The following is a 22,956-nucleotide window of genomic DNA, read 5'->3' as shown; positions in this document are numbered from 1 at the left end:
ATCAGCACTCCCACTCGACACGGCTGAACAGGTAGCCCTTGCCCCACACGGTCTTGATCTTGCGCGCTTCGCCGGCGTTGTCGTCGAACTTGCGCCGCAGTTTGGAAATGGCCACGTCAACGGAGCGATCGGTGCCATTGAACTCGATGCCACGCAGCTGTTGCAGGATACGGTCGCGGTTCATCACCTCACCAGCATTGCGCGCCAGCACCACAAGCAGGTTGTACTCGCCGCTGGATAGTTCCACCTCCTCGCCGCGCCAACTCACCGTGCGCTCGGCCAGGTCGATACGCAGGCCACCAATCAGGATCAGGTCGTTGTCCAGGCGCGGTTCGTTGACACTGCTGCGGCGCAGCAGCGTGCGCACCCGGGCCAGCAGCACGCGTGGCTCACAGGGTTTGGTCACGTAGTCGTCGGCCCCCATTTCCAGGCCTAGCACCTGGTCATGGCTATCGTCGCGGGCCGTCAGCATGAGGATTGGCAGGCTCTGCGACTCCTGGCGCAGCAGCCGGCACAGCTGCAGGCCATCGATGCCCGGCAGCATCAGGTCAAGGATGACCAGGTCAGGCCTTTGCCGACGGTACTCGTCCAGCACATGATCGCCCCGGGCGATCACCTGGACATGGAAGTCGTTGCGTTGCAGGTAGCTGGCGATCAGCTCGGACAGGGCGCTGTCGTCTTCGACCAGGAAAATGTTCGGCATAGGTGCTTGGGCGTCTGGGTTGAAGTAAGCCTGTGGCGAGTGCTTCGCGGGTAAACCCGCTGCTGCAGGTCCCCGTAGGAGCGGGTTCACCCGCGAAAGGGCCAGCACAGGCGCATGCAGAATATAGAACCCAACCACTCGACAGGATCATTCTTCACACTTTTTCACACTCGCCCTACAGGTATTAACAGCCGCCCAGGCAGCGTCTGCCTTAGCATGTACACGGTCATCATCGGAAGATCCGCATGCCTACTACCCTCTCCCCGTGCCTGCGCCCGTTGGCGCTCATGGCATTCCTGAGCCTGTCCCTGGCCGGTTGCAGCGACAGCGCCGAGCCAGACGAACCGGCCCCCACTGCGCAAGTGCGCGTGGAAACCCTGCAACTGCAGCCACTGGCCATCAGCAGTGAACTCAGCGGCCGTATCCTCGCGCCACGCACCGCCGAAGTGCGTGCGCGGGTCGCAGGTGTGGTGCTCAAGCGGGTGTACCGCGAAGGCAGCGACGTCAAGCGGGGTGATGTACTGTTCCTGATCGACCCGGCGCCGTTCAAGGCCGACCACGACAGCGCCCGCGCCACGCTGGCCAAGGCCGAGGCCACCCGGTACCAGGCGCGCCTGCAAGAGCAGCGCTACCGCGAGCTGGTCGACGACAAAGCCGTCAGCCGCCAGGAATACGACAACGCCAAGGCCAGTTTCCTGCAGGCCGATGCCGAAGTGGCCGAAGCCAGGGCGGCGCTGGAGCGCGCCCGGCTGAACCTCGGCTATGCCACCGTGACCGCGCCGATCTCCGGCCGAATCGGCCGCGCCCAGGTCACCGAAGGCGCGCTGGTCGGGCAAAACGAAACCACCCCGCTGGCGACCATCCAGCAGTTGGACCCGATCCATGCCGATGTCACCCAGTCTACCCGCGAGCTCAACGCCCTGCGCCGCGCCCTGCGCGCCGGCGAATTGCAGCAGGTGGGCGACGGCCAGGCACGCGCCACGCTGATCCAGGATGACGGCAGCGCCTACCCGCTGCCGGGCAAGCTGCTGTTCTCCGACATCAGCGTCGACCCCAGCACCAACCAGATCACCCTGCGCAGCGAGTTCCCCAACCCGGACCTCGACCTGCTGCCAGGCAGCTACGTGCGGGTACGCCTGGAGCAAGCGGTGCAACCCAAGGGCCTGAGCGTGCCGCAACGCGCCATCCTGCGCGACAGCGCCGGTGTGCCCAAGGTGCTGGTGGTAGACCAGCACGCCCGGGTCAGCGACCGCCAGGTTGTACTGGGCAGCGCCCAGGGTGACCGCTGGATCGTCAGCGAGGGCCTGGCGGCCGGTGAGCGGGTGGTGGTCGAGGGCCTGCAGCACGTCAAGGCCGGTGACCAGGTGCAGGTCGACAACACGCCCGCTGCACCACCCATCGCACAGCATACCGGCCAGTGAGGGCCTGATTCATGCCGCAATTCTTCATCGATCGCCCGGTATTCGCCTGGGTGGTCGCACTGTTCATCCTGCTGGCCGGCGCGCTGGCCATCCCGCAACTACCGGTGGCCCAGTACCCCAACGTGGCACCGCCGCAGGTGGAAATCTACGCCGTGTACCCGGGCGCCTCGGCGGCGACCATGGACGAAAGCGTGGTCAGCCTGATCGAACAGGAGCTCAACGGCGCCGACAACCTGCTGTACTTCGAGTCGCAGAGCAGCCTGGGCAGCGCCACCATCACCGCCACCTTCGCCCCGGGTACCCACCCGGACCTGGCCCAGGTCGACGTGCAGAACCGCCTGAAGGTGGTCGAGTCGCGCCTGCCGCGCCCGGTCACCCAGCAGGGCCTGCAGGTGGAGAAAGTGTCCACCGGCTTCCTGCTGTTGGCGACCCTCACCTCCGAAGACGGCAAGCTCGATGAAACCGCACTGTCGGATATCCTTGCACGTAACGTGATGGACGAGATCCGCCGCCTCAAGGGCGTCGGCAAGGCCCAGTTGTATGGCTCCGAACGGGCCATGCGCATCTGGATCGACCCGCGCAAGCTGATCGGTTTCAACCTCACGCCCAACGATGTAGCCGAAGCCATCGCCGCGCAGAACGCCCAGGTCGCCCCTGGCAGCATCGGCGATCTGCCCAGCCGCAGCACCCAGGAAATCACCGCCAACGTGGTGGTCAAAGGCCAGTTGAGCAGCCCCGAAGAGTTTGCTGCCATTGTCCTGCGCGCCAACCCGGACGGCTCCACGGTCACCATCGGGGATGTCGCCCGGGTTGAAATCGGTGCCCAGGAATACCAGTACGGCACGCGCCTGAACGGCAAACCGGCCACGGCCTTCAGCGTGCAGTTGTCGCCCGGCGCCAACGCCATGGAAACCGCTACCCTGGTACGGGCGAAGATGCAGGACCTGGCGCGCTACTTCCCGGAAGGCGTCAAGTACGACATCCCCTACGACACCTCGCCGTTCGTCAAGGTGTCGATCGAGCAGGTCATCAACACCCTGTTCGAGGCCATGCTGCTGGTGTTCGCAGTCATGTTCCTGTTCCTGCAGAACCTGCGCTACACGCTGATCCCGACCCTGGTCGTGCCAGTGGCATTGATGGGCACCTTCGCCGTGATGCTGGCCATGGGCTTCTCGGTCAATGTGCTGACACTGTTCGGCATGGTGCTGGCCATCGGTATTCTGGTCGACGATGCCATCGTGGTGGTGGAGAACGTCGAACGCATCATGGCCGAAGAAGGCTTGCCGCCCAAGGACGCCACACGCAAGGCCATGGGCCAGATCAGCGGTGCAATCGTCGGCATCACGCTGGTGCTGGTGGCGGTATTCCTGCCCATGGCCTTCATGCAAGGCTCGGTGGGGGTGATCTACCAGCAGTTCTCGCTGTCGATGGCGGTGTCGATCCTGTTCTCGGCGTTTCTCGCCCTCAGCCTGACCCCGGCATTGTGCGCCACCCTGCTCAAGCCCGTGGCCAAGGACGAGCACCATGAACGCAAAGGCTTTTTCGGCTGGTTCAATCGCCGCTTCGAAAGCATGAGCAACGGCTACCAGCGCTGGGTAGTGCAGGCGCTCAAGCGCAGCGGCCGCTACCTGCTGGTGTACGCGGTGCTGCTGGCGGTGCTGGGCTACGGTTTCAGCCAGCTGCCTACGGCGTTCCTGCCTACCGAAGACCAGGGCTACACCATCACCGACATTCAGCTGCCGCCGGGCGCCAGCCGCATGCGCACCGAACAGGTAGCCGCGCAGATCGAGGCGCACAACGCCGAAGAACCGGGTGTGGGCAACACCACCTTGATCCTCGGCTTCAGCTTCTCCGGTAGCGGGCAGAACGCGGCGCTGGCCTTCACCACCCTCAAGGACTGGTCCGAGCGCGGCGCCGACGACAGCGCCCAGTCGATCGCTGACCGCGCGACCATGGCCTTCACCCAGCTCAAGGACGCGATTGCCTATTCGGTACTGCCGCCCCCCATTGACGGCCTCGGTGAGTCGACCGGTTTCGAATTTCGTCTTCAGGACCGTGGCGGCATGGGCCACGCCGAGCTGATGGCAGCCCGTGACCAGTTGCTCGAAAGCGCCAGCAAAAGCAAGGTGCTGACCAACGTGCGCGAAGCCTCGCTGGCGGAAAGCCCGCAGGTGCAGCTGGAAATCGACCGCCGCCAGGCTAATGCACTGGGTGTGTCGTTTGCCGATATCGGCACGGTGCTGGACGTGGCCGTGGGCTCCAGCTACGTCAACGATTTCCCCAACCAGGGCCGCATGCAGCGGGTGGTGGTGCAGGCCGAAGGTGACCAGCGCAGCCAGGTCGAAGACTTGCTGAACATTCACGTGCGCAACGACAGCGGCAAGATGGTGCCACTGGGTGCGTTCGTGCAGGCCAGGTGGGTCAGCGGCCCGGTGCAACTGACCCGCTACAACGGTTACCCGGCGGTGTCGATCTCAGGCGAGCCAGCCGCCGGCTACAGCTCGGGCGAGGCCATGGCCGAAGTCGAGCGGCTGGTGGCGCAGCTACCGCCCGGTACCGGCCTGGAATGGACCGGCCTGTCACTGCAGGAGCGGCTGTCCGGTAGCCAGGCCCCCCTGCTGATGGCGCTGTCGCTGCTGGTGGTGTTCCTGTGCCTGGCAGCGCTGTACGAAAGCTGGTCGATCCCGACTGCGGTGCTGCTGGTCGTTCCGCTCGGTGTGCTCGGTGCGGTGCTGGCGGTGACCTTGCGCGGCATGCCCAACGACGTGTTCTTCAAGGTTGGCCTGATTACCCTGATCGGCCTGTCGGCGAAGAACGCCATCCTGATCATCGAGTTCGCCAAGCATCTGGTAGACCAGGGCGTAGACGCCGTCGACGCCGCCGTGCAAGCGGCCCGCCTGCGCCTGCGGCCGATCGTGATGACGTCGCTGGCGTTCATCCTCGGCGTGGTGCCCCTGGCCATCGCCAGCGGCGCAAGCTCTGCCAGCCAGCAGGCGATTGGCACCGGGGTGATCGGCGGCATGCTCAGCGCCACCCTGGCGGTGGTATTCGTGCCGGTGTTCTTCGTGGTGGTGATGCGCCTGTCCGGGCGACGCCAGGCGCATGACAGCGACGGGCAACCCGTGCCCCGCGAAAGCTGACTGGACAAGCCCCGCGTGAAATGGGAGGGTTCCCGGCAATGACTGCCCGGAACCCTTTTTCATGCCTGACGCACTCCCCCCCTGCTCCATCCTCATTCTCGCCGGTGGCCGCGGCCAGCGCATGGGCGGCCGTGACAAGGGCCTGGTGGACTGGCAAGGCGAGCCGTTGATTGCACACGTTCATCGAGCGGTGCGGCCACTGAGCGACGACCTGGTGATTTCCTGCAATCGCAACCAGGCGGCATACCAGGCATACGGCGACCGGTTGGTGGGCGATGCAGAAGCCGACTTCCCCGGGCCGCTGGCGGGGGTGATTGCCGGGCTCAGGGTGGCACGTCATGCATGGGTGGTGGTGCTGGCTTGCGATGCGCCGCTGGTTGATCGCGAATTGATCGAGGGCCTGCTGCGGTTGGCAGTGGCCGGTAACAGCGCGGCAATGGTGCGTCAGGGTGGTTTCTGGCAGCCGATGTTCAGCGTACTGCCCAGGCGGGTGTTGCCGGTGTTGGAGCAGGCCTGGGCAGCGGGTGAGCGGAGTTTGCAGAAGGCCTTGCTGCGCGAGGCGGTGCAAGGGCTGGAGTGCGCCGAGAGTGATCGCCGGCTAAGCAACTTCAACAGCCCGGAACGGCTGCAGGACTGAGGGCATGACACCGCTACCACAGGTAGCTCACTGGCTAGCAGGGCCTGCCCTTTCGCGGGTGAACCCGCTCCTACGGCGGCCTGTGTCCAACTCCCGATGCGTGTCCACCACCGATCTGCGTAGGAGCGGGTTTACCCGCGAATACGGTGGCGGCTGCGACGGTGAATGGCCAGGGATACTGGCCAGCAGGACCGGCCCTTTCGCGGGTGAACCCGCTCCTACGGCGGCCTGGGTCCAACTCCCGATGCGTGTCCACCACCGATCTGCGTAGGAGCGGGTTTACCCGCGAATACGGTGGCGGCTGCGACGGTGAATGGCCAGGGATACTGGCCAGCAGGACCGGCCCTTTCGCGGGTGAACCCGCTCCTACGGCGGCCTGGGTCCAACTCCCGATGCGTGTCCACCACCGATCTGCGTAGGAGCGGGTTTACCCGCGAATACGGTGGCGGCTGCGACGGTGAATGGCCAGGGATACTGGCCAGCAGGACCGGCCCTTTCGCGGGTGAACCCGCTCCTACGGCGGCCTGGGTCCAACTCCCGATGCGTGTCCACCACCGATCTGCGTAGGAGCGGGTTTACCCGCGAATACGGTGGCGGCTGCGACGGTGAATGGCCAGGGATACTGGCCAGCAGGGCCGGCCCTTTCGCGGGTGAACCCGCTCCTACGGGCGAGCGCGCAGGCGGTTCAAATCTCGGGCAAGGCTGTTGCTTTCAGCTCTTCGACACTGATCTCGCGCATCCGGAACTTCTGCACCTTGCCCGTCACCGTCATCGGGAACTCGTCGACAAAACGGAAATACCGGGGCACCTTGAAGTGCGCAATCCTTGCCCTCGCCCACTCACGCAACTCTACCTCACTGACAGCATGCCCCGGGTGCAGCCGCACCCAGGCCACGATCTCTTCACCGTACTTGCTGCAGGGCACGCCAATCACCTGCACATCGGCCACCGCCGGGTGGGTGAAGAAGAACTCCTCCAGCTCGCGCGGGTAAATGTTCTCGCCGCCGCGAATGATCATGTCCTTGCTGCGCCCGACAATACGCACATAGCCCTGCTCGTCCATCACCGCCAGGTCGCCGGTGTGCATCCAGCCCTCTACGTCAATGCTCTCGGCGGTAGCTTTGGGGTTGTTCCAGTAACCCAGCATCACGCTATAGCCGCGGGTGCACAGTTCACCGATCTCACCACGCGAAACAGTGTTGCCTTCAGCGTCCACCACCTTGCTCTCCAGCCGGGGCTGGGTGCGACCGACGCTGGTCACGCGACGCTCCAGGTCGTCAGCGGCACCGGTCTGCAAGGACACCGGGCTGGTCTCGGTCATGCCATAGGCAATCTGCACTTCGGCCATGTGCATCTCGCCAATCACCCGGCGCATCACCTCGATCGGGCAGGTCGCGCCGGCCATGATCCCGGTGCGCAGGCTCGACAGGTCGAATTCACCACGCTGCGGATGGTCCAGTTCAGCAATGAACATGGTCGGCACGCCATACAGCGCAGTGGCTTTTTCCTGCGCCACTGCGCGCAGCGTGGCCAGCGGGTCGAAGGCATCGCTGGGGTAAATCAGTGCGCTGCCGTGGGTCATGCAGCCAAGGTTGGCCATGACCATGCCGAAGCAGTGGTACAGCGGCACCGGCACCACCAGCCGATCGTGCTCGGTAAGGCCCAGGCTTTCACCGACCATGTACCCGTTGTTGAGGATATTGCTGTGGCTAAGGGTGGCCCCCTTGGGGAAACCGGTGGTGCCTGAGGTGTACTGGATGTTGATCGGGTCGTCGCAACGCAATTGTGCCTGGCGTGCGGCCAGGGCCTCGCCGCTGACGGCCTCGGCACGGGCCTGCAATGCGTGCCAGGCCAGAAACCCCGGCGGTGGCGACAGCGCCAGGCTGACCACGCCACGCAGTTCGGGGAAGCGCTCGCAGATCAACGCACCCGGTTGGCTGCTGGCCAGGCCCGGGAGCAGGCCCTGCAGCATGGCGTGGTAATCGGAAGTCTTGAATGCGTCGGCACAGATCACCCAGCGGCAGCCGGACTGGCCAAGGGCATAGTCCAGTTCGCTGGAGCGGTAGGCCGGGTTGATGTTGACCAGGATCGCGCCGACCTTGGCGCTGGCGAACTGGGTAATGCACCACTCGGCGCAGTTGGGCGCCCAGATGCCAAGACGGTCACCGGGCTGCACGCCCAGGGCCATCAGCGCGCGGGCGTGCTGGTCGACGGCGTCGGCCAGTTGCCGCCACGTGTAGCGCAGGGCCTGATGGTGAACCACCAGCGCCTCACGGTCGGGGAAGCGGGCCACGGTGGCGTCGAAGGCGTCGCCGATGCATTGGGTCAGCAGGGGCTTGTCCTGGGTGCCCTGGGTGTAGCTTGGCTGGGGCATGGGCGTTCTCTTGTTGTTCTTGTGTTTTCTGTGCTGGCCTCTTCGCGGGTAAACCCGCTCCTACAAAAACCTCCACCGGCCTCAAATGTGGCGCCGTCCTTTGTAGGTTTACCCGCGAAGAAGCACAGACCGGTTTAGCGAACGAACACCTGCGGCGTCGTGGTAGACATGTCACCACCCGGCAACTTGATGTTCTTTACCTTTTCCAACGTATCCGGGTTGAACACCGCCAGGTCATTGAAGGTGCCGCCCAGGTAAAGCTTGTCGCCCTTCTTGTCGAACGTCACGCAGTAGTAGGTGTGCTCCAGATTAGCCGCCTTGATCAGCTTGCGCTGTTTGATGTCGTACTTGGCCAGGCGGTTGAGCACGCCGTAGATCTGGTTCGGGTCCTTGGGCGAGCGCAGGCCGGTGAAGTACAGCTCGGTCAGGTCGGCGAACTCCTGGGTGTGGGTCTTGCCGGTCTTCAGGTCGATGCTCAGGTAGCCATACAGCGGTTCGGCGGTGGCCGGGTCCTGCTTGTCATCCTTGAACCTGGCAATGGTGTACAGCATGGTGAACTCATGGCGCGGGCTCTGGTGCGGCCAGAAGTACAGCACGTCCGGGGCGCTGTAGCCTTTGCGGTTCCAGTTGCGCAGCGGCAGGGCGACCGTGTACTTGCCGGTCTTCACGTCCATCTTGTAGATGTCCGGCCCGGCAACGTACAGGCTGCCATCGTCGGAGGCGCGCATCAGGTACACCTGGCGCGGCATCGGGAAGGTGCGTACGGGCTTGGCCTGAAGGCCATCAGCGGTGCTGAACACCTCCAGCCGCGGTGGTTTGACCACGTAATGGTCGTTCAGCCTCTGGGTCGGGTTGACCGTGGCATACACCTCTTTGCCGTCTGGGCTGATGGCGAACGAATAGATCGACCGGCCGACTTCACCGGCTACGCTGGACAGGTTGGCGTGGAAGGTGTTCTTGCAAGTGTCCAGGTCGATGCCGTAGATGTCGCCGTAATGGTTGTTGAGCACGTAGGCGGTGCGGTTGTCCGGCGCCATCATTGCGGTGCCAGGGCCGAACTTGTCGGGCATCCGGCAGCTCTTGTAGACCGTGTCACTGGCCACATCGACCACATGCAGGTTGTTCGGGTAGTTGGTCACGATCATGTATTCGTGGCCAGCCTTCAGTGCCGGGCCAGTGTCGTCGGCCTGTGCCTGCCCGGCGCAAGCCATGGCGGCGATGGTGAGCGCCAATGGCGCGCAGCGTCCAGCTTTCATGCGGTTTCCCCTTGTCATTCTTGTTGGGCCGTCACTTGTCTTTCGGGAACACGGTACCGAGGTTGCGCCAGTCCTCTGCCGAGTTGGACGCCTGGGCGTTCCAGTCCTGGTAGGTGCTCATCATGTCCGGCACCTGGGCCGGCCACCAGCAAGGGTCGGAACAACCATAAAGGTCAGCCTCCATCGGCTGGCACAGCGAGCTCACGCCGCCAAAGGCGTCCACCTCCCAGCCCGGGTCGGTAGTGGCCGTGCAGCCTGCCACCGCGCTCATTGCCATCACTTCTTCGACACGGTCTTCGGCGGCGGCCTGCTCCAGGATGCGCGCCTTGTTGTTCAGGGGCTTCAAGTGCTTCATGTCAATGCGCCTTCCGCGGGGTGATGTAGCGATCGATGAAGGCCGGGTTGACGGCCATGATGCGGCTGTAGACTTCAATGCCGAAGTCCACCCAGTCGCGCATCAGTTCGCAGTAGTGGTAAGTCGGGTGCTGCGGGTCGCCGTAGCGCGCATAGCTTTCGTGGTAGCAGCCGCCGGAGCACAGGTTGCGAATACGGCAGCTTTCACAGCCGGTGTTGCTGCGGTCCAGGCGCTGCGACAGGAAGTCGTTGAGCTGCGCCTGCTTCACGCCCTGGTGCACGTTACCGAAGGTGGGCAGGCTGGAGCCGGTGAAGCGGTGGCACAGGTTCAGCTCACCTTCGTGGTCCACCGCCAGCATCTTCAACCCGGCGCCACACGGCAGGGCCTTCTTGTGGCCTTCGTGGATGTCGGTGATCAACTGGTGCAGGTTGGAGAAGCCGATGTTGCGGTGCTCCAGTGCCGCCTCCAGGTAGCGCCGGCCGAGTGCCTTCATGTTGGCGAAGACCTGCACCAGCTCTTCGCCAGTGAGGTTGAAGTCGGCCATGTCGCCAGAGGTAACCGGGGCAAAGCCGACCTCGGCGAAACCCATTTCATTGAACAGGTGGTTCCAGATGGTTTCAACGTCGGTAATGCCACGGGTCAGCGTGACCCGGGCCCCCACCGGCCGGCTGGTGTAGCGCGACAGCAGCAGGTCGGCCTTGCGCCGCACCACGTCATAGGTGCCCTGCCCGCCCACGGTGATACGGTTGCGGTCGTGCACGGTCTTGGGGCCATCGATGCTGATCGACAGGCCAAAGCGGTGGGCGTTGAGCCAAACGATGATTTCTTCGGTCAGCAAGGTAGCGTTGGTGGTCATGATGAACTCCACCTGCTTGCCCGCCTCGGCGAACCGCCGCTCGCAGTAAGCCACCATGTGCTCGATCAACGGCCGGTTGGACAACGGTTCGCCACCGAAGAACACCACGCTGTAGCGCTGCTCGTTGGGTGATGCCTTGAGCAGCATCTCCACCGAGGCTTCGGCGGTGGCGGTACTCATCTTCTTGCCGGCGGAAGGCTTGTCCAGGTCTTCCTTGTAGCAATAGGTACAGCTGAGGTTGCAACCGGTGTTGACGTTGAGCACCACGGTGTTGAGCGCGGTGCGCTCGACTTGCCTGAGGGCGATTTCCGGGGTCAGCGGCGAGCCGTCGCTGACCAGCTCCAGCGCGATCAGCTCGCGCAGGGTGTCCTGGATATCCTCGCCGGCAAACTGCTGGCCAAGGCGCTGCATCAGCTCCTCGGCCGAGCAGCCTTGCTGGCGCAAGGTGTCGATGATGCCGCCGGTCACCGCGTCAGCGGTGAACAGCGAACTGCTGGGGATATGGAACAGCATGCGGTCGGCATCAACCTGTACTTCGTGCAGGTTGCGTTCGACCAGGTTCAGTAGTACGCCCATGGCGACCTCCCGATAATCGATCCGTTGGAAAACCGTTGCAGCCTGCCGTTACGGCAGCGGCGGGTTGTTCCAGCGCTGTACGGTGACGATCATGTGCCCTTCGCCGGTCTGGCCACCGTCGGCCAGCGTGGCGATGACCTTCAGGTTACCTGCGTTGTTGGTCATCATCTTGCGCTCAGGGTTGGGCCCGGCACCGCCTGGCACGAACACACCGTCGGCCTGCATCTGCCCGGCGAACTTGACGTCTTCATCCTCGACAGCACGCTCGTTGAACGGCTCGACCTTCCAGCTGGCCGGCAGGTAGCCGATACGCAGCGGCTGGCCATTGGCATCCTTGCCCCAGGCTTCGGCCTCGAAACGCCCCTGCACTTTCGGCACGGAGGCACCGTTCTCGCCAATGCGCGCGATGGAGAACGCCGGCACGACCTTCACTTCGTCGACCTTGTCGTAAACCGCCAGGTTCACGCCCTTGAGCGCACCTACCGCCACCTCGCGCAGGCCTGGCCTGGCATCGGATGCGGCGAGGGCCTTGACCCTTACCAGGGTCGGGGTCTGCTCCAGCACTTCGGTCACTTCCACCCCGGCACCCAGGTCCGGCTTGCCAGTCAGGCCACTGCCAACCAGGGTGATTTCGCTTTCGCCTCCGGCTTTGATGAACGCCGGTTGTACCGCCAGCAACTGCGCCTTGCCTTCTTTTACGGCGCTGAAGTCCAGGCCGCGCTCATCGTGATCGGCTTCGAACATACGGCCTTTCATTTCGCCATCCAGCGCGGCGAACACCTGGCGCAGGTTGGCATCGCCAACCTTCACATTGCCCCGCCATTCATAACCGTTGTACAGGATGGCCGAGCCGCTGCCGTTGAACGGTGTACCGTCGGCGTAAGCGCCCTTGACCTCGACCTTGAAGGTATCGCCCTCTCCGGCCGTGACGCTCATCACCCCACGTACATCGCCCTTGGCCAGCATATGGCCGCTGAATGCCCACTGCCCCGGCAGTACGTCCGCCTTGGGTTTGGCCTTCTGCCATTCGGCCCAGGCCGCGCTGTCCATCGGGAAGCGCTTGGCAAGGTCCGGCACCACTTGCTGCAGGGCGATCGGCAGCCAGTCGCGGTCACGCGCCTGGGCCTGGTATTCAAGGGACGGCCATTGGCCAAGGTGGAAGTGGACCAGGTGTTCCCACTCCTTGGCCGGGCGCCGTTGCAAGGCGACACGGGCACCCGAGTGGCAACGGCCACAGGTCTCGCTGAGCTGGGTGTCGAAGTGCTCGACGGTATTGAGCCGACGCTCCATGGCGTAACGCACGCCATCGGTTTCGCTGGGCGCCAGGCCCTGTTTGTCGGCCAGGTATTTGACCAGCGTGCGACGATCGTCGTCGCTGATCTGAAGGCCATGCATCACCTGCATGCGGGCGATGCTCATCAGCCAGCCTTCCGGTGTCTTGCGCTGGTGGCTGATGCGGCTATAGGTGTCGTTGCCTTCGGGGATATGGCACCCCATGCACTTGTTCTGCAACAGGCTCGGGCCCTGCTCGGCCGCCATGGCCTGGGTGCTCAGCAGCGCGGCGGCGACCAGCGCCAGTTTGCCCGCATGCCGCCGGAGTCGAGTCGTCTTCAAGGTCAGACCTCCACGGTTGTTGTTCTTATCGTTTTCGCACGCTTTGGTACAGCAGGTGTGCATGTGACGGTTGTGATACAGGAACTGTGCCAGTTAGGGTAAAAGCGTTTCCTTTCAGCCTGTTAAGCGGTTTTCGGGGCTTGGCCAGGAGCCGGGATGGCCATTTGCAGCGTGCCATTTCGCGACAGGGTGTTTCATGTTGAGACAGGGCCCGCGAAGAGGACGAACAGCCACTGTTTCACCACCGTCTCACACCGTCTCAATGTGCAACAGCGCAACCCGGCAATCGCAACTTTGCGCTCAGGCAAAAACCAACGCCCACAATGCTTTGCGGCCATATGCCCAGGTTGGCACGGCCATTGCGCCAGTGCCCGTCACATCCAATGACAAGAGGCACAGCCCCATGCTTTCCGAACTGCCCATCCTGCCCGCCACCCGCGCCTTTCTCGAACGCAAGCTGAAGATGCGCATCGGTGCCGACTGGCAGGACGCCGCCAGCGGTCGCACCCTGTCGTTCCGCAACCCGGCCACCGGCGAAGTGCTGGGTGAAGTGCCGGCCGCCGAGGCCGAAGATGTCGACCGCGCCGTGCGCGCTGCACGCCAGGCCTTCGACGACTCGCCCTGGAGCCGCATGCGCCCGCGCGAGCGGCAGAACCTGCTGTGGCGCCTGGCCGACCTGATGGAGCGCGATGCGCGTCAGCTGGCCGAACTGGAATGCCTGAACAATGGCAAGAGCGCCGCCGTGGCCCAGGTGATGGACGTGCAACTGGCCATCGACTTCCTGCGCTATATGGCGGGCTGGGCCACCAAGATCGAGGGTAGCACCGTCGAAGCGTCCATGCCGTTGATGCCCAACGACCAGTTCCACGGCTTCGTACGCCGCGAGGCAGTGGGCGTGGTTGGCGCCATCGTCGCCTGGAACTTCCCACTGCTGCTGGCCTGCTGGAAGCTCGGCCCGGCACTGGCCACCGGCTGCACCGTGGTGCTCAAGCCTGCCGATGAAACCCCACTGAGCGTGCTCAAGCTGGCCGAGCTGGTCGACGAGGCCGGCTACCCGGCCGGTGTGTTCAACGTGGTTACCGGTACCGGCCTGAACGCCGGCGCCGCGCTCAGCCGCCACCCCGGCGTAGACAAACTGACCTTCACCGGCTCCACCGAGGTCGGCAAGCTGATCGGCAAGGCGGCCATGGACAACATGACCCGCGTCACCCTGGAACTGGGCGGCAAGTCGCCGACCATCGTCATGCCCGACGCCAACCTGCAGGAAGCCGCAGCCGGTGCGGCCACGGCGATCTTCTTCAACCAGGGCCAGGTGTGCTGCGCAGGCTCGCGGCTGTATGTGCACCGCAAGCACTTCGACAATGTGGTGGCCGACATCGCCGGAATTGCCAATGCCATGAAGCTGGGCAACGGGCTGGACCCGGCGGTGCAGATGGGCCCGCTGATTTCAGCCAAGCAGCAGGACCGCGTCACCGGCTACATCGAGCTCGGCCGCGAATTGGGCGCCACCATCGCCTGCGGGGGAGAAGGTTTCGGGCCTGGTTACTTCGTCAAGCCGACGGTGATTGTCGATGTGGACCAGCGTCACCGACTGGTACAGGAAGAAATCTTCGGGCCGGTACTGGTGGCGATGCCATTCGATGACATCGACGAAGTGATCGGCATGGCCAACGACAACCCCTATGGCCTGGGTGCAAGCATCTGGTCCAACGACCTGGCCGCGGTGCACCGCATGATCCCGCGCATCAAGTCCGGCTCGGTGTGGGTCAACTGCCACAGCGCGCTCGACCCGGCACTGCCGTTTGGTGGCTACAAGATGTCTGGCGTTGGTCGTGAGATGGGTTCAGCGGCCATCGAGCATTACACCGAGCTGAAATCGGTGTTGATCAAGCTCTGATCTTTTTCCTGTACCGGCCTCTTCGCGGGTAAACCCGCTCCTACACCAGGTATCACATGCCCTGTAGGAGCGGGTTCACCCGCGAAGAGGCCGGCACAGGCAACAAAAAAACAACAATAAAAACCATGGAGCAAACCCATGAGGCACACACTCGCCTGCACATTGGCCCTGCTGTTAACCGCCCCCGCCAGCCAAGCCTACGAGCTGTACAACCACGATGGCACCACCCTCAACGCCGACCTCGAAGCCCTGTTCGGCGTCTTCCACAGCGACGAAAGCTTCAACCAGGCCGGCAACCGCCAACCCGGCAGCACCGCCTGGCAGGAAGGCTACGTAAAATACGGCCTCAGCGGCAGCCAGACCCTGGCCGATAGCGGCACCCTCTACGGCGCCTTCAGCCTGCTCAGTTCCGCCACCTGGGGCGATGGCGACGCCGCCGGCCTGACCCTGGGTGACGAACGTCGCACCGCCATCGAAGACCTGTATTTGGGCTGGCGCTCGGCCAACCTGTTTCCGGCGCTGGGCGAAGATGGCGTCGACATTTCCGGTGGCCGCCAGGTCGTCACCCTGGGTGATGGTTTCCTGATCCAGGGTGACCCGGTCAACCTGGGCAAGGTCGACCTGGGGGCCAACTTCGACCGCGGCGGTGCCTACTACCTGGCCGCGCGCAAGGCCTTCGACCGCACCGCCGTGCTGCGCCTGGGCGGTAACCAGGGCTGGCGCGGCGACCTGATGTGGTTGAAGTCCGACAACCATTACCAGGCCGACACTTCCCTGGCGGTAGCCAACCTGGAGCACGTCGCCGATACCGGTACCGTCGGCCTGAGCTGGATCCGCGGCCTCGACGTGGACCAGCGCTACGCGCAGATCATGGGCCTGGAACACCGCGACGGCATGGACACCGCCAGCCTGCGCGGGCGCGGCAACCTGGGCGTGAAAGACCTGGAGCTGGCCGCCGAGTACGTGACTCAGGACAAGACCGGCGGGCGCGAGAATGCCTGGTACCTGGAGGGCAACTGGACCTTCTCCCAATTGCCCTGGTCACCCACCGCCACCTACCGCTACAGCCGCTTCTCCGAAGGCTTCGACCCGCTGTTCTATGGCCTGAGCCGGGGCTACGGCACCTGGTTCCAGGGTGAAGTGGCAGCCAACTATGCCGGGCCCTTCAACAAGAACAGCCAGGTGCACCATGTAGCGCTGAAGGGCAAGCCACGGGACAACCTGACCGTCGGCGCACTGTACTTCGACTTCGACACGCTGGACACCGACCAGGGCAACCTTGGCGGGCGCGAGCTGGACCTGTATGTGGAATGGATGGTCAACGACCACCTGCTGATCAGTCCGGTGGTGGGGTTCTACAAGCCGGAGCGCAGTGCTGCCAATGGCGGTACGCAGCTAGGTGGGCGGGATACCGGGACTTACCTGCAATTGATTGTCGGGACCTTTTTCTGATCCGACATCCTGGGGCTGCTTCGCAGCCCATCGCGACGCAAGGCCGCTCCCACAGGGTTGTATGGTTGGGTTGTGTGGTTGTGGACTGTGGGAGCGGCCTTGCGTCGCGATAGGCCGCAAAGCGGCCCCGGCAATCTCAAACCAACCCCTGCTCCCCCAGCCACCGCCGCACCCTCCTCTGCTGTTCACCCGCAAGCCCCGACAACACCGCCTCAACAGGCCGCCCACTGCGTATTTGTCGCACCACAGGCGCCAGTTCCACCCCCTGCAAGTGCCACACCCCCAACGGCTGATCCGCTGTCACCACCACCTCGGCCGCATCCACCAGCCCATCACGCAGTACAGGCCGCCGCTCAACCCGCACCGCTTGCCAATCAGGCGCCTCATGCAGGGGTTGCGCATCCGGCCAACCCTGGCGCCGGGCCCAGAACGGTTGCCCCACCCGGCTCTGCTCCTGGGCATAGAAATCCCGGCCAATGCGGGCAAAACGCAAGAACAGCTGCTCGACCCGCTGCTGGTGAAACTGCCGCGCCAGCTCGGCCCGCTCAGGTCTGCGCAGCAACGTATTGATCACCACCGGCGCCTGCAATGCCGAAGAGAGCGACTGAAAAATCCCGTTGCCCGACAGCGGGTCAACGGCCATGGCGGCATCCCCCACCCGAATCCAGTCCTGCCCGACACACTCACCCGCCAGAATGGCGGTACTGCTGCGTGCATGCACCTGTGCCGGCCTCAATGCCTGATCGTCGAACAGTTCAGCGACCAACGCGCTGCGGCCCCGCAGCGTCACGCAGTACGCTGCCAACCCAGCCTTTCCCGGCAGCCCTGCAGCGTCCTGAGTGACTTGCCAGTAACAGCGGCCATCTTCCAGCCGTGCCATCCACGCCCAGCCATCCTCCAGGCTCTCCACCGCCGACGCAGGCGCACCGGGGCTACCCTGCCAGACATTGAGCAGGCTGACCGTTTCCGGCCCACGCAGGCGGTCTGCGGCCAGGGGTGCCTGGCGGCCTCGGGCCTCGACCAGGAAATCAGCGGTCAGCACCTGCCCATCGTCCAGGCGCACATGATGACCGCCCCCCTGCACGACCTCACGCACCCGCCCCTCGACCACACTCACGCCTGCGCGCTGAAGGTCTTCGCGCAGCGCCTGATCAAAACGTTGCCGGTCGAGCAAAAACTCCTGGTTCATCTGCAGATGCTGGCCGTTCCAGTGCACCTGGCGGGTGGCCGGCATGGCCGCCTGGCTCAAGGCCCCGCCAAGGCCTGCGTGACGCAAGCCCTCCAGCACCCGCTGCGAAACACCTTCAACTGCCGCGAAACGGCGCCACTCCGCCACCACCGTCACGGTGTAACCCAGCCGCCGCAAGCCAATGGCCGTGGCGGCACCCGCAGGGCCGGCACCCAGCACCACAATGCGCGGCTCAACCATGGCTGGGACCCCGTCGCTCGGGCCCGTTGAAGGCCGCATGCTCACGCAACCAGTCATGCACCTGCTGGCGGTCCATCCCCTGGGCATCACGCAGCAAGGCGGCAATCTTCCCGCTCAACGCCGCACAACCCAGGCTCGCACCCGCCCGCTCACCCGCGCCCACGTAAGCGCCAAAATCCGCCTGTCGCGTACCCAGCCACGACCACTGGCCCGGTGCACAGCGGGCATCGCCGGTGACCCGAATGACGCCTGGGTAGCTGGCCGGGAACACCGGCCCACCCTGCGCCGGGCTGGATGCACACAACAGCACACCTGCGGCCAAAGCCTCGGCACAGGCCTGGTGCAGCACGGGCCGGTCCTGCTGCAAGCCCAGGCTGAGGTTGACCAGCGTGGCTCCCGACTCCACCAGCCACAGCAATGCGGCAGCCACCTGCAACGCACTGGTGCTGGCCTGGGCACTGAACACCTGGGCCACCAACACAGACACAGGACCAGCCTGGTGTTGCAAGCTGGCGAACACCGCACTGCCGTGCCCAAGTTGGTCGGGGAGTATTGCACCTTCGCGCAACTGGCCGTCTTCCAGCCAGAAACGGCGGGCGTCCAGCAAGCCGTTGGCCTGCTCCGGCGAGCAACCGCTGTCGATGATGCCAACGCGCACGTCAGTGCCCATGTTTGATCACCTCCTGCGCCAGTACCTGCAACTGGCCGTCATGCAGTTGCAGATGCAGGTCGGCATCGGCCAGGGTCGAAGCCCGGTGGCTGATCAGGATGCGCGTGCGGTCGGCGAACAGCTGGTCGATGGCCGCGATCACTTCACGTTCGGTGGCCTCATCCACCGCCGAAGTGGCCTCGTCCAGCACCAGGATCGCCGGGGCCTGCAACACTGCACGAGCAATGGCGATGCGTTGTTTCTGGCCCCCGGACAACTGCTGGCCGCGCTCGCCCAGCAAGCCATCCAGGCCCAGCGGCAGGCTGTCGACCAGGCTGTCCAGCCGCGCCAGGCGCACCACCCGTTCCAGTTCATCACGGCTGGCCTCGGGCACGCCATAAGCCAGGTTCTGCGCCAGGGTGCCACGGAACAGCACGATGTCCTGGCTGACCACGGCGATTCGCCTGCGCAGCGCAGCCAGGTCAAGGTCGCGCAGGTCGACGCCGTCCAGCAGGATGCGCCCGGCGTCCGGGTCGTAGAAGCGCTGCAGCAGGTCGATCAGGGTTGACTTGCCCACCCCGGAGGCACCGCTGATGGCGACTTTTAGGCCACCCGGGATGCTCACCTGCACGTTGTTCAGTACCGCACCCTGACGCCCCTCATGGGCAAAGCTCAGCGCCTCCAGGCGCAACTCGCCGGGGCCATCGGGGATGGGCTGCGGGTTGGCGGTCTGATGTACTGCTACCGCTTCCTGCTTCAATTCCATCACCCTTCCCAGGCTGACAGCCATGCGCTGCACCGCCACGTACAAGCCCAACAGGCTCTGCACCGGCCCAACCGCCATGCCCATGTAAGTAGAAAAAGCGATCAACGCGCCCAGTTGCCAGGTGCCCTGGATCACCCACCAGCCACCGACCAGGAACGCACAGGCGCGGCACCACGAGGTGAGCGTGCCGGGGATGGCCTGGGTGAAGAATTCGGTCACCTGCACCTTCAGCAGCTGACGCATGTAACCTTGCCCAAGCTGGTCCAGGCGCCCTGCTTCCCGGCCTTGCTGGCCGGCCGCCTGAATGAACTTCATCGCCGGCAGGGTCTCGACCAGGAAAGACGACACATCCGCCGAGCGCTCACGCAAGTTGCGCACTTCGCGCTCCACCTTGCGCCGCATCCAGCGCAGCCACAGCACCTCGATCGGCACCAGCAGCGCCAGCAACAGGGACAACTGCCACGACAGCATCAGCATCAACGTCACCGCGCCCACCAGGCCGATCACCGCCGACACCGCCGAGAACAGCGAGTCCACGGCAAAGCGCTGGATCTCTGCCACATCGCCATCCAGCCGCGAAAGAATGTCGCCGATACGCCGCCGCCCGTAAAAGGTCGGCGACAACTGCTGCAGATGGCGGTAAAGGTCGTCGCGCAAGGCGAACAGGATGCGCCCCGACAGGCGCGTATGCAGGTAGCGGTTGACGCCAGCCAGCACCGTGCCCAGCAGGCCCGCGCCGATCATGATTGCCGCCATGTGCCAAAGCGTTTGGTAATCCTTGGCCAGCAGCCCCTCATCGATCAGGGTCTTGACCAGCCAGGGTTGCGCCAGCGCCAGCAGCGATGCACCTAGCGACAAGCTGAGCAACAGGCCGATGGCATGCCGATGGGGGCGCACGAAACCATACAGCCAGGCCAACGCCTGGCGCATGAGTACAGGGTCGCTGGAATCCACCAGCCTTGCGAACAGGCCGCCCACGTCAGCCGCGCAACTGCTTGAGCTTGCGGTACAGCGTCGCCCGGCTGATACCCAGTGCCGCGGCGGCGGCCGAGACGTTGCCCTGGTGGCGCGCCAGAGCACCGCGAATCTGTTCCAGTTCACTGTCCTTGAGGCTGCCGGAGGGCGCTGTGCTGCTGGCCAGTTCGTCCAGCAGGCAGTCGGTAAGGTGATCGAGGGTCAGCACCTGCTCGCCATCCTCGCGCATGGCCAGCGCGGTGCGCACCACCATTTCCAGCTGACGGATGTTGCCGGGCCAGTCGAAGCCTTCGAGCAACGCGGTCAACGCCGGGTCGAGGGTTACGCCACGCGCATCGGCCTTGTCCAGCAGGCCCTGAATGATCGCCGCCAGGTCCTCACGTTCGCGCAGGGCCGGCAGGCGCAGCGACACACCGTTGACCCGGTAGAACAGGTCTTCACGGAAGTGTTGTTCCTGGACCAGGCGCTTGAGGTCGCGGTGGGTGGCGCAGATCAGCGCCACGTCGATGTCCTGCTCGTCACCCGCCCCCAAGGGTGCTACCCGGCGCTCCTGCAGTACCCGCAACAGGCGTGCTTGCAGGGCGAGCGGCATGTCGCCGATTTCGTCGAGGAACAGCGTGCCACCATGGGCCTGCATCAGCCGCCCGACCATGCCGCCCCGGCGCGAACCGGTGAAGGCGCCCTCACGGTAGCCGAACAGCTCGGACTCGATCAGCCCTTCGGGAATGGCCGCGCAGTTGACCGCCACAAACGGTTTGTCGGCACGCGGGCTGGCCTGGTGCAAGGCCCGAGCGACCACTTCCTTGCCGGTACCGGTTTCGCCCAGCAGCAGCACTGGCAAACCATTGCCCAGCCCCTGGCGAGCCATGCGCAGGTTGCGCGCCAGGCGTTGATCACCACCGGCCAGAGCATCGAGTGCAGGCGACTGTTTGCTCAAGGCCGGCTTGCTGGATGGTGTGCTGGGGGTTACCCGGCCATGGCGCGGCAGCTGTAGGGCACGGAAATAGAACTCGCCCTTGGCGGTCTGCACGCTGCTGACCCCGCCCTGCCACAGGCGAGCGATAAAGGCCGGGGAACGTTCGCCCAGCAGGTCGGTGCTACGCCGCCCAATCAGTTCGTGACGCGGCACCTGCAACAGCTGGCAGGCACTGTCGTTGGCAGCCAGCACTTCGCCGTCCAGGCTCAGGGCCAACAGGCCGTGCCAGGCACTGTTGAGGTACTGCGGGCGGCTGTGGAAGGCCAGCACCAGGTGCTCCGGGTGGCACAGGCCAAACAGGCGGCTTTCAATGTTGCCGGCTGCCAGCATCAGGGTCGACAGGCTGTCCTGCGGTTGCGCCATCACCCCTTCGCGGGTGATGTCGAGCACGCCGATCACCTCGCCGCGCGGGTCGCGCAGTGGCACGGAAGTACAGGAGAACGGGCTCAGGCGGTCAAGGTAATGTTCGCCGCAGTTGATCAGCGTCGGCCGGCCTTCGACCACGGCCGTGCCGATGGCATTGGTGCCGCGCAGCGATTCGCTCCAGCAACTGCCCGGGTGCAGATCGCGCAGGCCTTCGCGTTGCAGCACGTGCTTCTGGCCTTCGATGGCCAGCACGTTGGCCTGGGCATCGCCGAGGATGACGATGCCAGCCTTGCCCTGGCGCGCGACCAGGTAGTCGAGTTCGGGGGTAACGGCATCGATCAGCAGGCGGTTGCGCTCCAGCAGCAGGCGCAGGTCATGGCCCTGTTCCAGGCCCAGGCCGACCTGTTCGCCCTGCAGGCAGTCCAGGCCGTGGCCCAGGCTGCGGCGCCAGGAGGCGTCGATCTCGTCGCGCAGCATCCCTAGCGGTAGTTCGCCTTCGCTGGCCAGCTTCAGGCGGGCCTCGCGGGATTCGTGCAGCGGGTCGTGGGCGTTTGTTATAAGTTGTCGCGCCATTTTCTACTCCGGCTGTGCCCCGCAATGTGACGGGGTACGGGCTTGGGAATTTTCCGCAGTGTGCGGGAGAAATGGCTGGGCGTCATCTGGTAGTGGATGGATTGGGGTGTAGCTGGCCAGGTTACTTGAAGCTGGCGCAATCCCTGTGGAAGCTGGCTTGCCAGGGTTCGCACCAACCCTGAGGACTGCGCTGTACCTGTGGGAGCGGGCGAGCCCGCGAAGAGGCCCTCGAGATCAATCAGGGATATCGATCGATATCACCAATAGCCAAGCCCCGTCAGGCACTCGACGCCGCCTTCCGCCCAGCCAGCTGCTGCCTCTCAACCCCATCCAGCAACGCCTCCACCACCGCCTTGGCCGAATCCAACCCATGGTCATTGCTCAACAACAGATCACGGCAGGTGCCCTTGCCCAGTTCCAGCGCCTTGAGGTTGGTCGCAAACGCCCCTTTCAGCAGCGTGGACAGGTGCACCAGCGCATCTTCGTAATCCACGCCCGAACGAACGGCGAACAACGGTGGATGGCTGCATTCGCAGGTGGAGAAACTGGAGGCCGCCGTGGTGGCGCGTACAGGAGGATCAGGTAAGCCTTTTGTCATTGTGTCGCTCCTTGATTCACTGGAGTCGCCACACAACGTGACCAAACGAATGGGTGGCGACTGTACGCGGGTTGGTCAACCGGGAATCAAGGAAACCGGCGCGCACGGAGGCGCCCCACGCACAGCCGCCATTAAACGAAACAGCCGGGCACAAAAAAGCGCCAACTGTATCGCAGAGCGGGCGCTTGTGCGCCTTGATGATTGCGGGTGACCAAACCCGACTGCTGGATTGACAGCAGCGGGCAAAGACTACCGAGGTCAGGGAAGGGTTTCAAGCTGAGGGCATGCGCAGTAACACTTCTGTTGCCTGATCGCACTCCTGGCCGGCTGCCACAACCGCCGC

The 22,956-nt window shown here is 64.6% G+C and carries 16 protein-coding genes; 5 read left to right on the top strand and 11 right to left on the bottom strand.

All coding sequences use genetic code 11. The annotated features are described in order from the left end of the window. Position 1 precedes the first annotated feature (1 nt). A complete protein-coding gene (locus PRJ_RS12585) occupies positions 2 to 703 on the bottom strand; it encodes a response regulator transcription factor (protein ID WP_104961554.1) in 702 nt (233 codons plus the stop codon). 245 nt (positions 704 to 948) lie between these two features. On the opposite strand from PRJ_RS12585, the gene PRJ_RS12580 reads away from it, so the two are divergent. From PRJ_RS12580 to mobA, 3 genes are all read left to right on the top strand, one after another. Further along, positions 949 to 2,124 carry an efflux RND transporter periplasmic adaptor subunit gene (locus PRJ_RS12580; RefSeq protein WP_104961553.1) on the top strand — a complete coding sequence of 392 codons (1,176 nt, stop codon included), beginning with the start codon at positions 949 to 951 and terminating at the stop codon, positions 2,122 to 2,124. A gap of 11 nt (positions 2,125 to 2,135) precedes the next feature. After that, complete coding sequence (locus PRJ_RS12575) at positions 2,136 to 5,264, top strand: efflux RND transporter permease subunit (protein WP_104961552.1); 3,129 nt, start codon at positions 2,136 to 2,138, stop codon at positions 5,262 to 5,264. A gap of 61 nt (positions 5,265 to 5,325) precedes the next feature. Beyond that, on the top strand, positions 5,326 to 5,901 hold the full coding sequence (gene mobA, locus PRJ_RS12570; RefSeq protein ID WP_053870400.1) for a molybdenum cofactor guanylyltransferase MobA: 576 nt from the start codon (positions 5,326 to 5,328) through the stop codon (positions 5,899 to 5,901). A 685-nt stretch (positions 5,902 to 6,586) separates the two neighbouring features. Here the strand turns inward: mobA and PRJ_RS12565 are convergent. From PRJ_RS12565 to peaA, 5 genes are all read right to left on the bottom strand, one after another. Next, the gene (locus PRJ_RS12565; protein WP_104961551.1) at positions 6,587 to 8,275 is read right to left on the bottom strand and encodes a fatty acid CoA ligase family protein; all 1,689 of its coding nucleotides are present in this window, start codon (positions 8,273 to 8,275) and stop codon (positions 6,587 to 6,589) included. Positions 8,276 to 8,409: 134 nt separating this feature from the next. Next, complete coding sequence (gene peaD / locus PRJ_RS12560; protein ID WP_020193817.1) at positions 8,410 to 9,531, bottom strand: quinohemoprotein amine dehydrogenase subunit beta; 1,122 nt, start codon at positions 9,529 to 9,531, stop codon at positions 8,410 to 8,412. Positions 9,532 to 9,562: 31 nt separating this feature from the next. Then, the gene (qhpC, locus tag PRJ_RS12555; protein WP_004375838.1) at positions 9,563 to 9,886 is read right to left on the bottom strand and encodes a quinohemoprotein amine dehydrogenase subunit gamma; all 324 of its coding nucleotides are present in this window, start codon (positions 9,884 to 9,886) and stop codon (positions 9,563 to 9,565) included. 1 nt (position 9,887) lies between these two features. Beyond that, positions 9,888 to 11,318 (bottom strand): quinohemoprotein amine dehydrogenase maturation protein, encoded by a 1,431-nt coding sequence (gene peaB, locus PRJ_RS12550; RefSeq protein ID WP_104961550.1) that lies wholly within the window; start codon positions 11,316 to 11,318, stop codon positions 9,888 to 9,890. A 48-nt stretch (positions 11,319 to 11,366) separates the two neighbouring features. After that, the gene (gene peaA / locus PRJ_RS12545) at positions 11,367 to 12,932 is read right to left on the bottom strand and encodes a quinohemoprotein amine dehydrogenase subunit alpha (RefSeq protein ID WP_104961549.1); all 1,566 of its coding nucleotides are present in this window, start codon (positions 12,930 to 12,932) and stop codon (positions 11,367 to 11,369) included. A 403-nt stretch (positions 12,933 to 13,335) separates the two neighbouring features. Between peaA and PRJ_RS12540 the strand changes: the two genes are divergently transcribed. Then, complete coding sequence (locus PRJ_RS12540; RefSeq protein ID WP_020192690.1) at positions 13,336 to 14,829, top strand: aldehyde dehydrogenase; 1,494 nt, start codon at positions 13,336 to 13,338, stop codon at positions 14,827 to 14,829. Positions 14,830 to 14,967: 138 nt separating this feature from the next. Continuing rightward, positions 14,968 to 16,281, top strand: coding sequence for a hypothetical protein (locus PRJ_RS12535; RefSeq protein WP_104961548.1), 1,314 nt, complete (start codon positions 14,968 to 14,970; stop codon positions 16,279 to 16,281). 136 nt (positions 16,282 to 16,417) lie between these two features. Here the strand turns inward: PRJ_RS12535 and PRJ_RS12530 are convergent, their stop codons facing one another. The 5 genes from PRJ_RS12530 to PRJ_RS12510 all read right to left on the bottom strand — a co-directional run bounded on the left by PRJ_RS12530 (position 16,418) and on the right by PRJ_RS12510 (position 22,529). Next, positions 16,418 to 17,710 (bottom strand): NAD(P)/FAD-dependent oxidoreductase, encoded by a 1,293-nt coding sequence (locus tag PRJ_RS12530; RefSeq protein ID WP_104961547.1) that lies wholly within the window; start codon positions 17,708 to 17,710, stop codon positions 16,418 to 16,420. After that, positions 17,703 to 18,380 carry a S8 family serine peptidase gene (locus PRJ_RS12525; RefSeq protein WP_104961546.1) on the bottom strand — a complete coding sequence of 226 codons (678 nt, stop codon included), beginning with the start codon at positions 18,378 to 18,380 and terminating at the stop codon, positions 17,703 to 17,705. The genes PRJ_RS12530 and PRJ_RS12525 overlap by 8 nt, the downstream gene beginning before the upstream one ends. Beyond that, a complete protein-coding gene (locus tag PRJ_RS12520; protein ID WP_104961545.1) occupies positions 18,370 to 20,103 on the bottom strand; it encodes an ABC transporter ATP-binding protein in 1,734 nt (577 codons plus the stop codon). Before PRJ_RS12520 ends, PRJ_RS12525 begins: the two co-directional genes overlap by 11 nt. Position 20,104: 1 nt before the next feature. Next, entirely contained in the window at positions 20,105 to 22,015 is a 1,911-nt protein-coding gene (locus PRJ_RS12515) for a sigma-54-dependent Fis family transcriptional regulator (RefSeq protein ID WP_104961544.1), read from the bottom strand. Between the two features lie 277 nt (positions 22,016 to 22,292). After that, positions 22,293 to 22,529, bottom strand: coding sequence for a hypothetical protein (locus PRJ_RS12510; protein ID WP_104962873.1), 237 nt, complete (start codon positions 22,527 to 22,529; stop codon positions 22,293 to 22,295). Positions 22,530 to 22,956 lie beyond the last annotated feature (427 nt).

This window comes from Pseudomonas sp. XWY-1, assembly GCF_002953115.1.
In the GTDB taxonomy this organism is placed as follows: Bacteria; Pseudomonadota; Gammaproteobacteria; order Pseudomonadales; family Pseudomonadaceae; genus Aquipseudomonas; species Aquipseudomonas alloputida.
Note: the sequence above shows the minus strand (reverse complement) of the source record. Positions and strands in the feature narration are given on the sequence as shown.

Coding starts and splice junctions, on each gene's coding strand:
- PRJ_RS12585 (WP_104961554.1), bottom strand. CDS start 703: ATGCCGAACATTTTCCTGGTCGAAGACGACAGCGCCCTGTCCGAGCTG.
- PRJ_RS12580 (WP_104961553.1), top strand. CDS start 949: ATGCCTACTACCCTCTCCCCGTGCCTGCGCCCGTTGGCGCTCATGGCA.
- PRJ_RS12575 (WP_104961552.1), top strand. CDS start 2,136: ATGCCGCAATTCTTCATCGATCGCCCGGTATTCGCCTGGGTGGTCGCA.
- mobA (WP_053870400.1), top strand. CDS start 5,326: ATGCCTGACGCACTCCCCCCCTGCTCCATCCTCATTCTCGCCGGTGGC.
- PRJ_RS12565 (WP_104961551.1), bottom strand. CDS start 8,275: ATGCCCCAGCCAAGCTACACCCAGGGCACCCAGGACAAGCCCCTGCTG.
- peaD (WP_020193817.1), bottom strand. CDS start 9,531: ATGAAAGCTGGACGCTGCGCGCCATTGGCGCTCACCATCGCCGCCATG.
- qhpC (WP_004375838.1), bottom strand. CDS start 9,886: ATGAAGCACTTGAAGCCCCTGAACAACAAGGCGCGCATCCTGGAGCAG.
- peaB (WP_104961550.1), bottom strand. CDS start 11,318: ATGGGCGTACTACTGAACCTGGTCGAACGCAACCTGCACGAAGTACAG.
- PRJ_RS12540 (WP_020192690.1), top strand. CDS start 13,336: ATGCTTTCCGAACTGCCCATCCTGCCCGCCACCCGCGCCTTTCTCGAA.
- PRJ_RS12535 (WP_104961548.1), top strand. CDS start 14,968: ATGAGGCACACACTCGCCTGCACATTGGCCCTGCTGTTAACCGCCCCC.
- PRJ_RS12530 (WP_104961547.1), bottom strand. CDS start 17,710: ATGGTTGAGCCGCGCATTGTGGTGCTGGGTGCCGGCCCTGCGGGTGCC.
- PRJ_RS12525 (WP_104961546.1), bottom strand. CDS start 18,380: ATGGGCACTGACGTGCGCGTTGGCATCATCGACAGCGGTTGCTCGCCG.
- PRJ_RS12515 (WP_104961544.1), bottom strand. CDS start 22,015: ATGGCGCGACAACTTATAACAAACGCCCACGACCCGCTGCACGAATCC.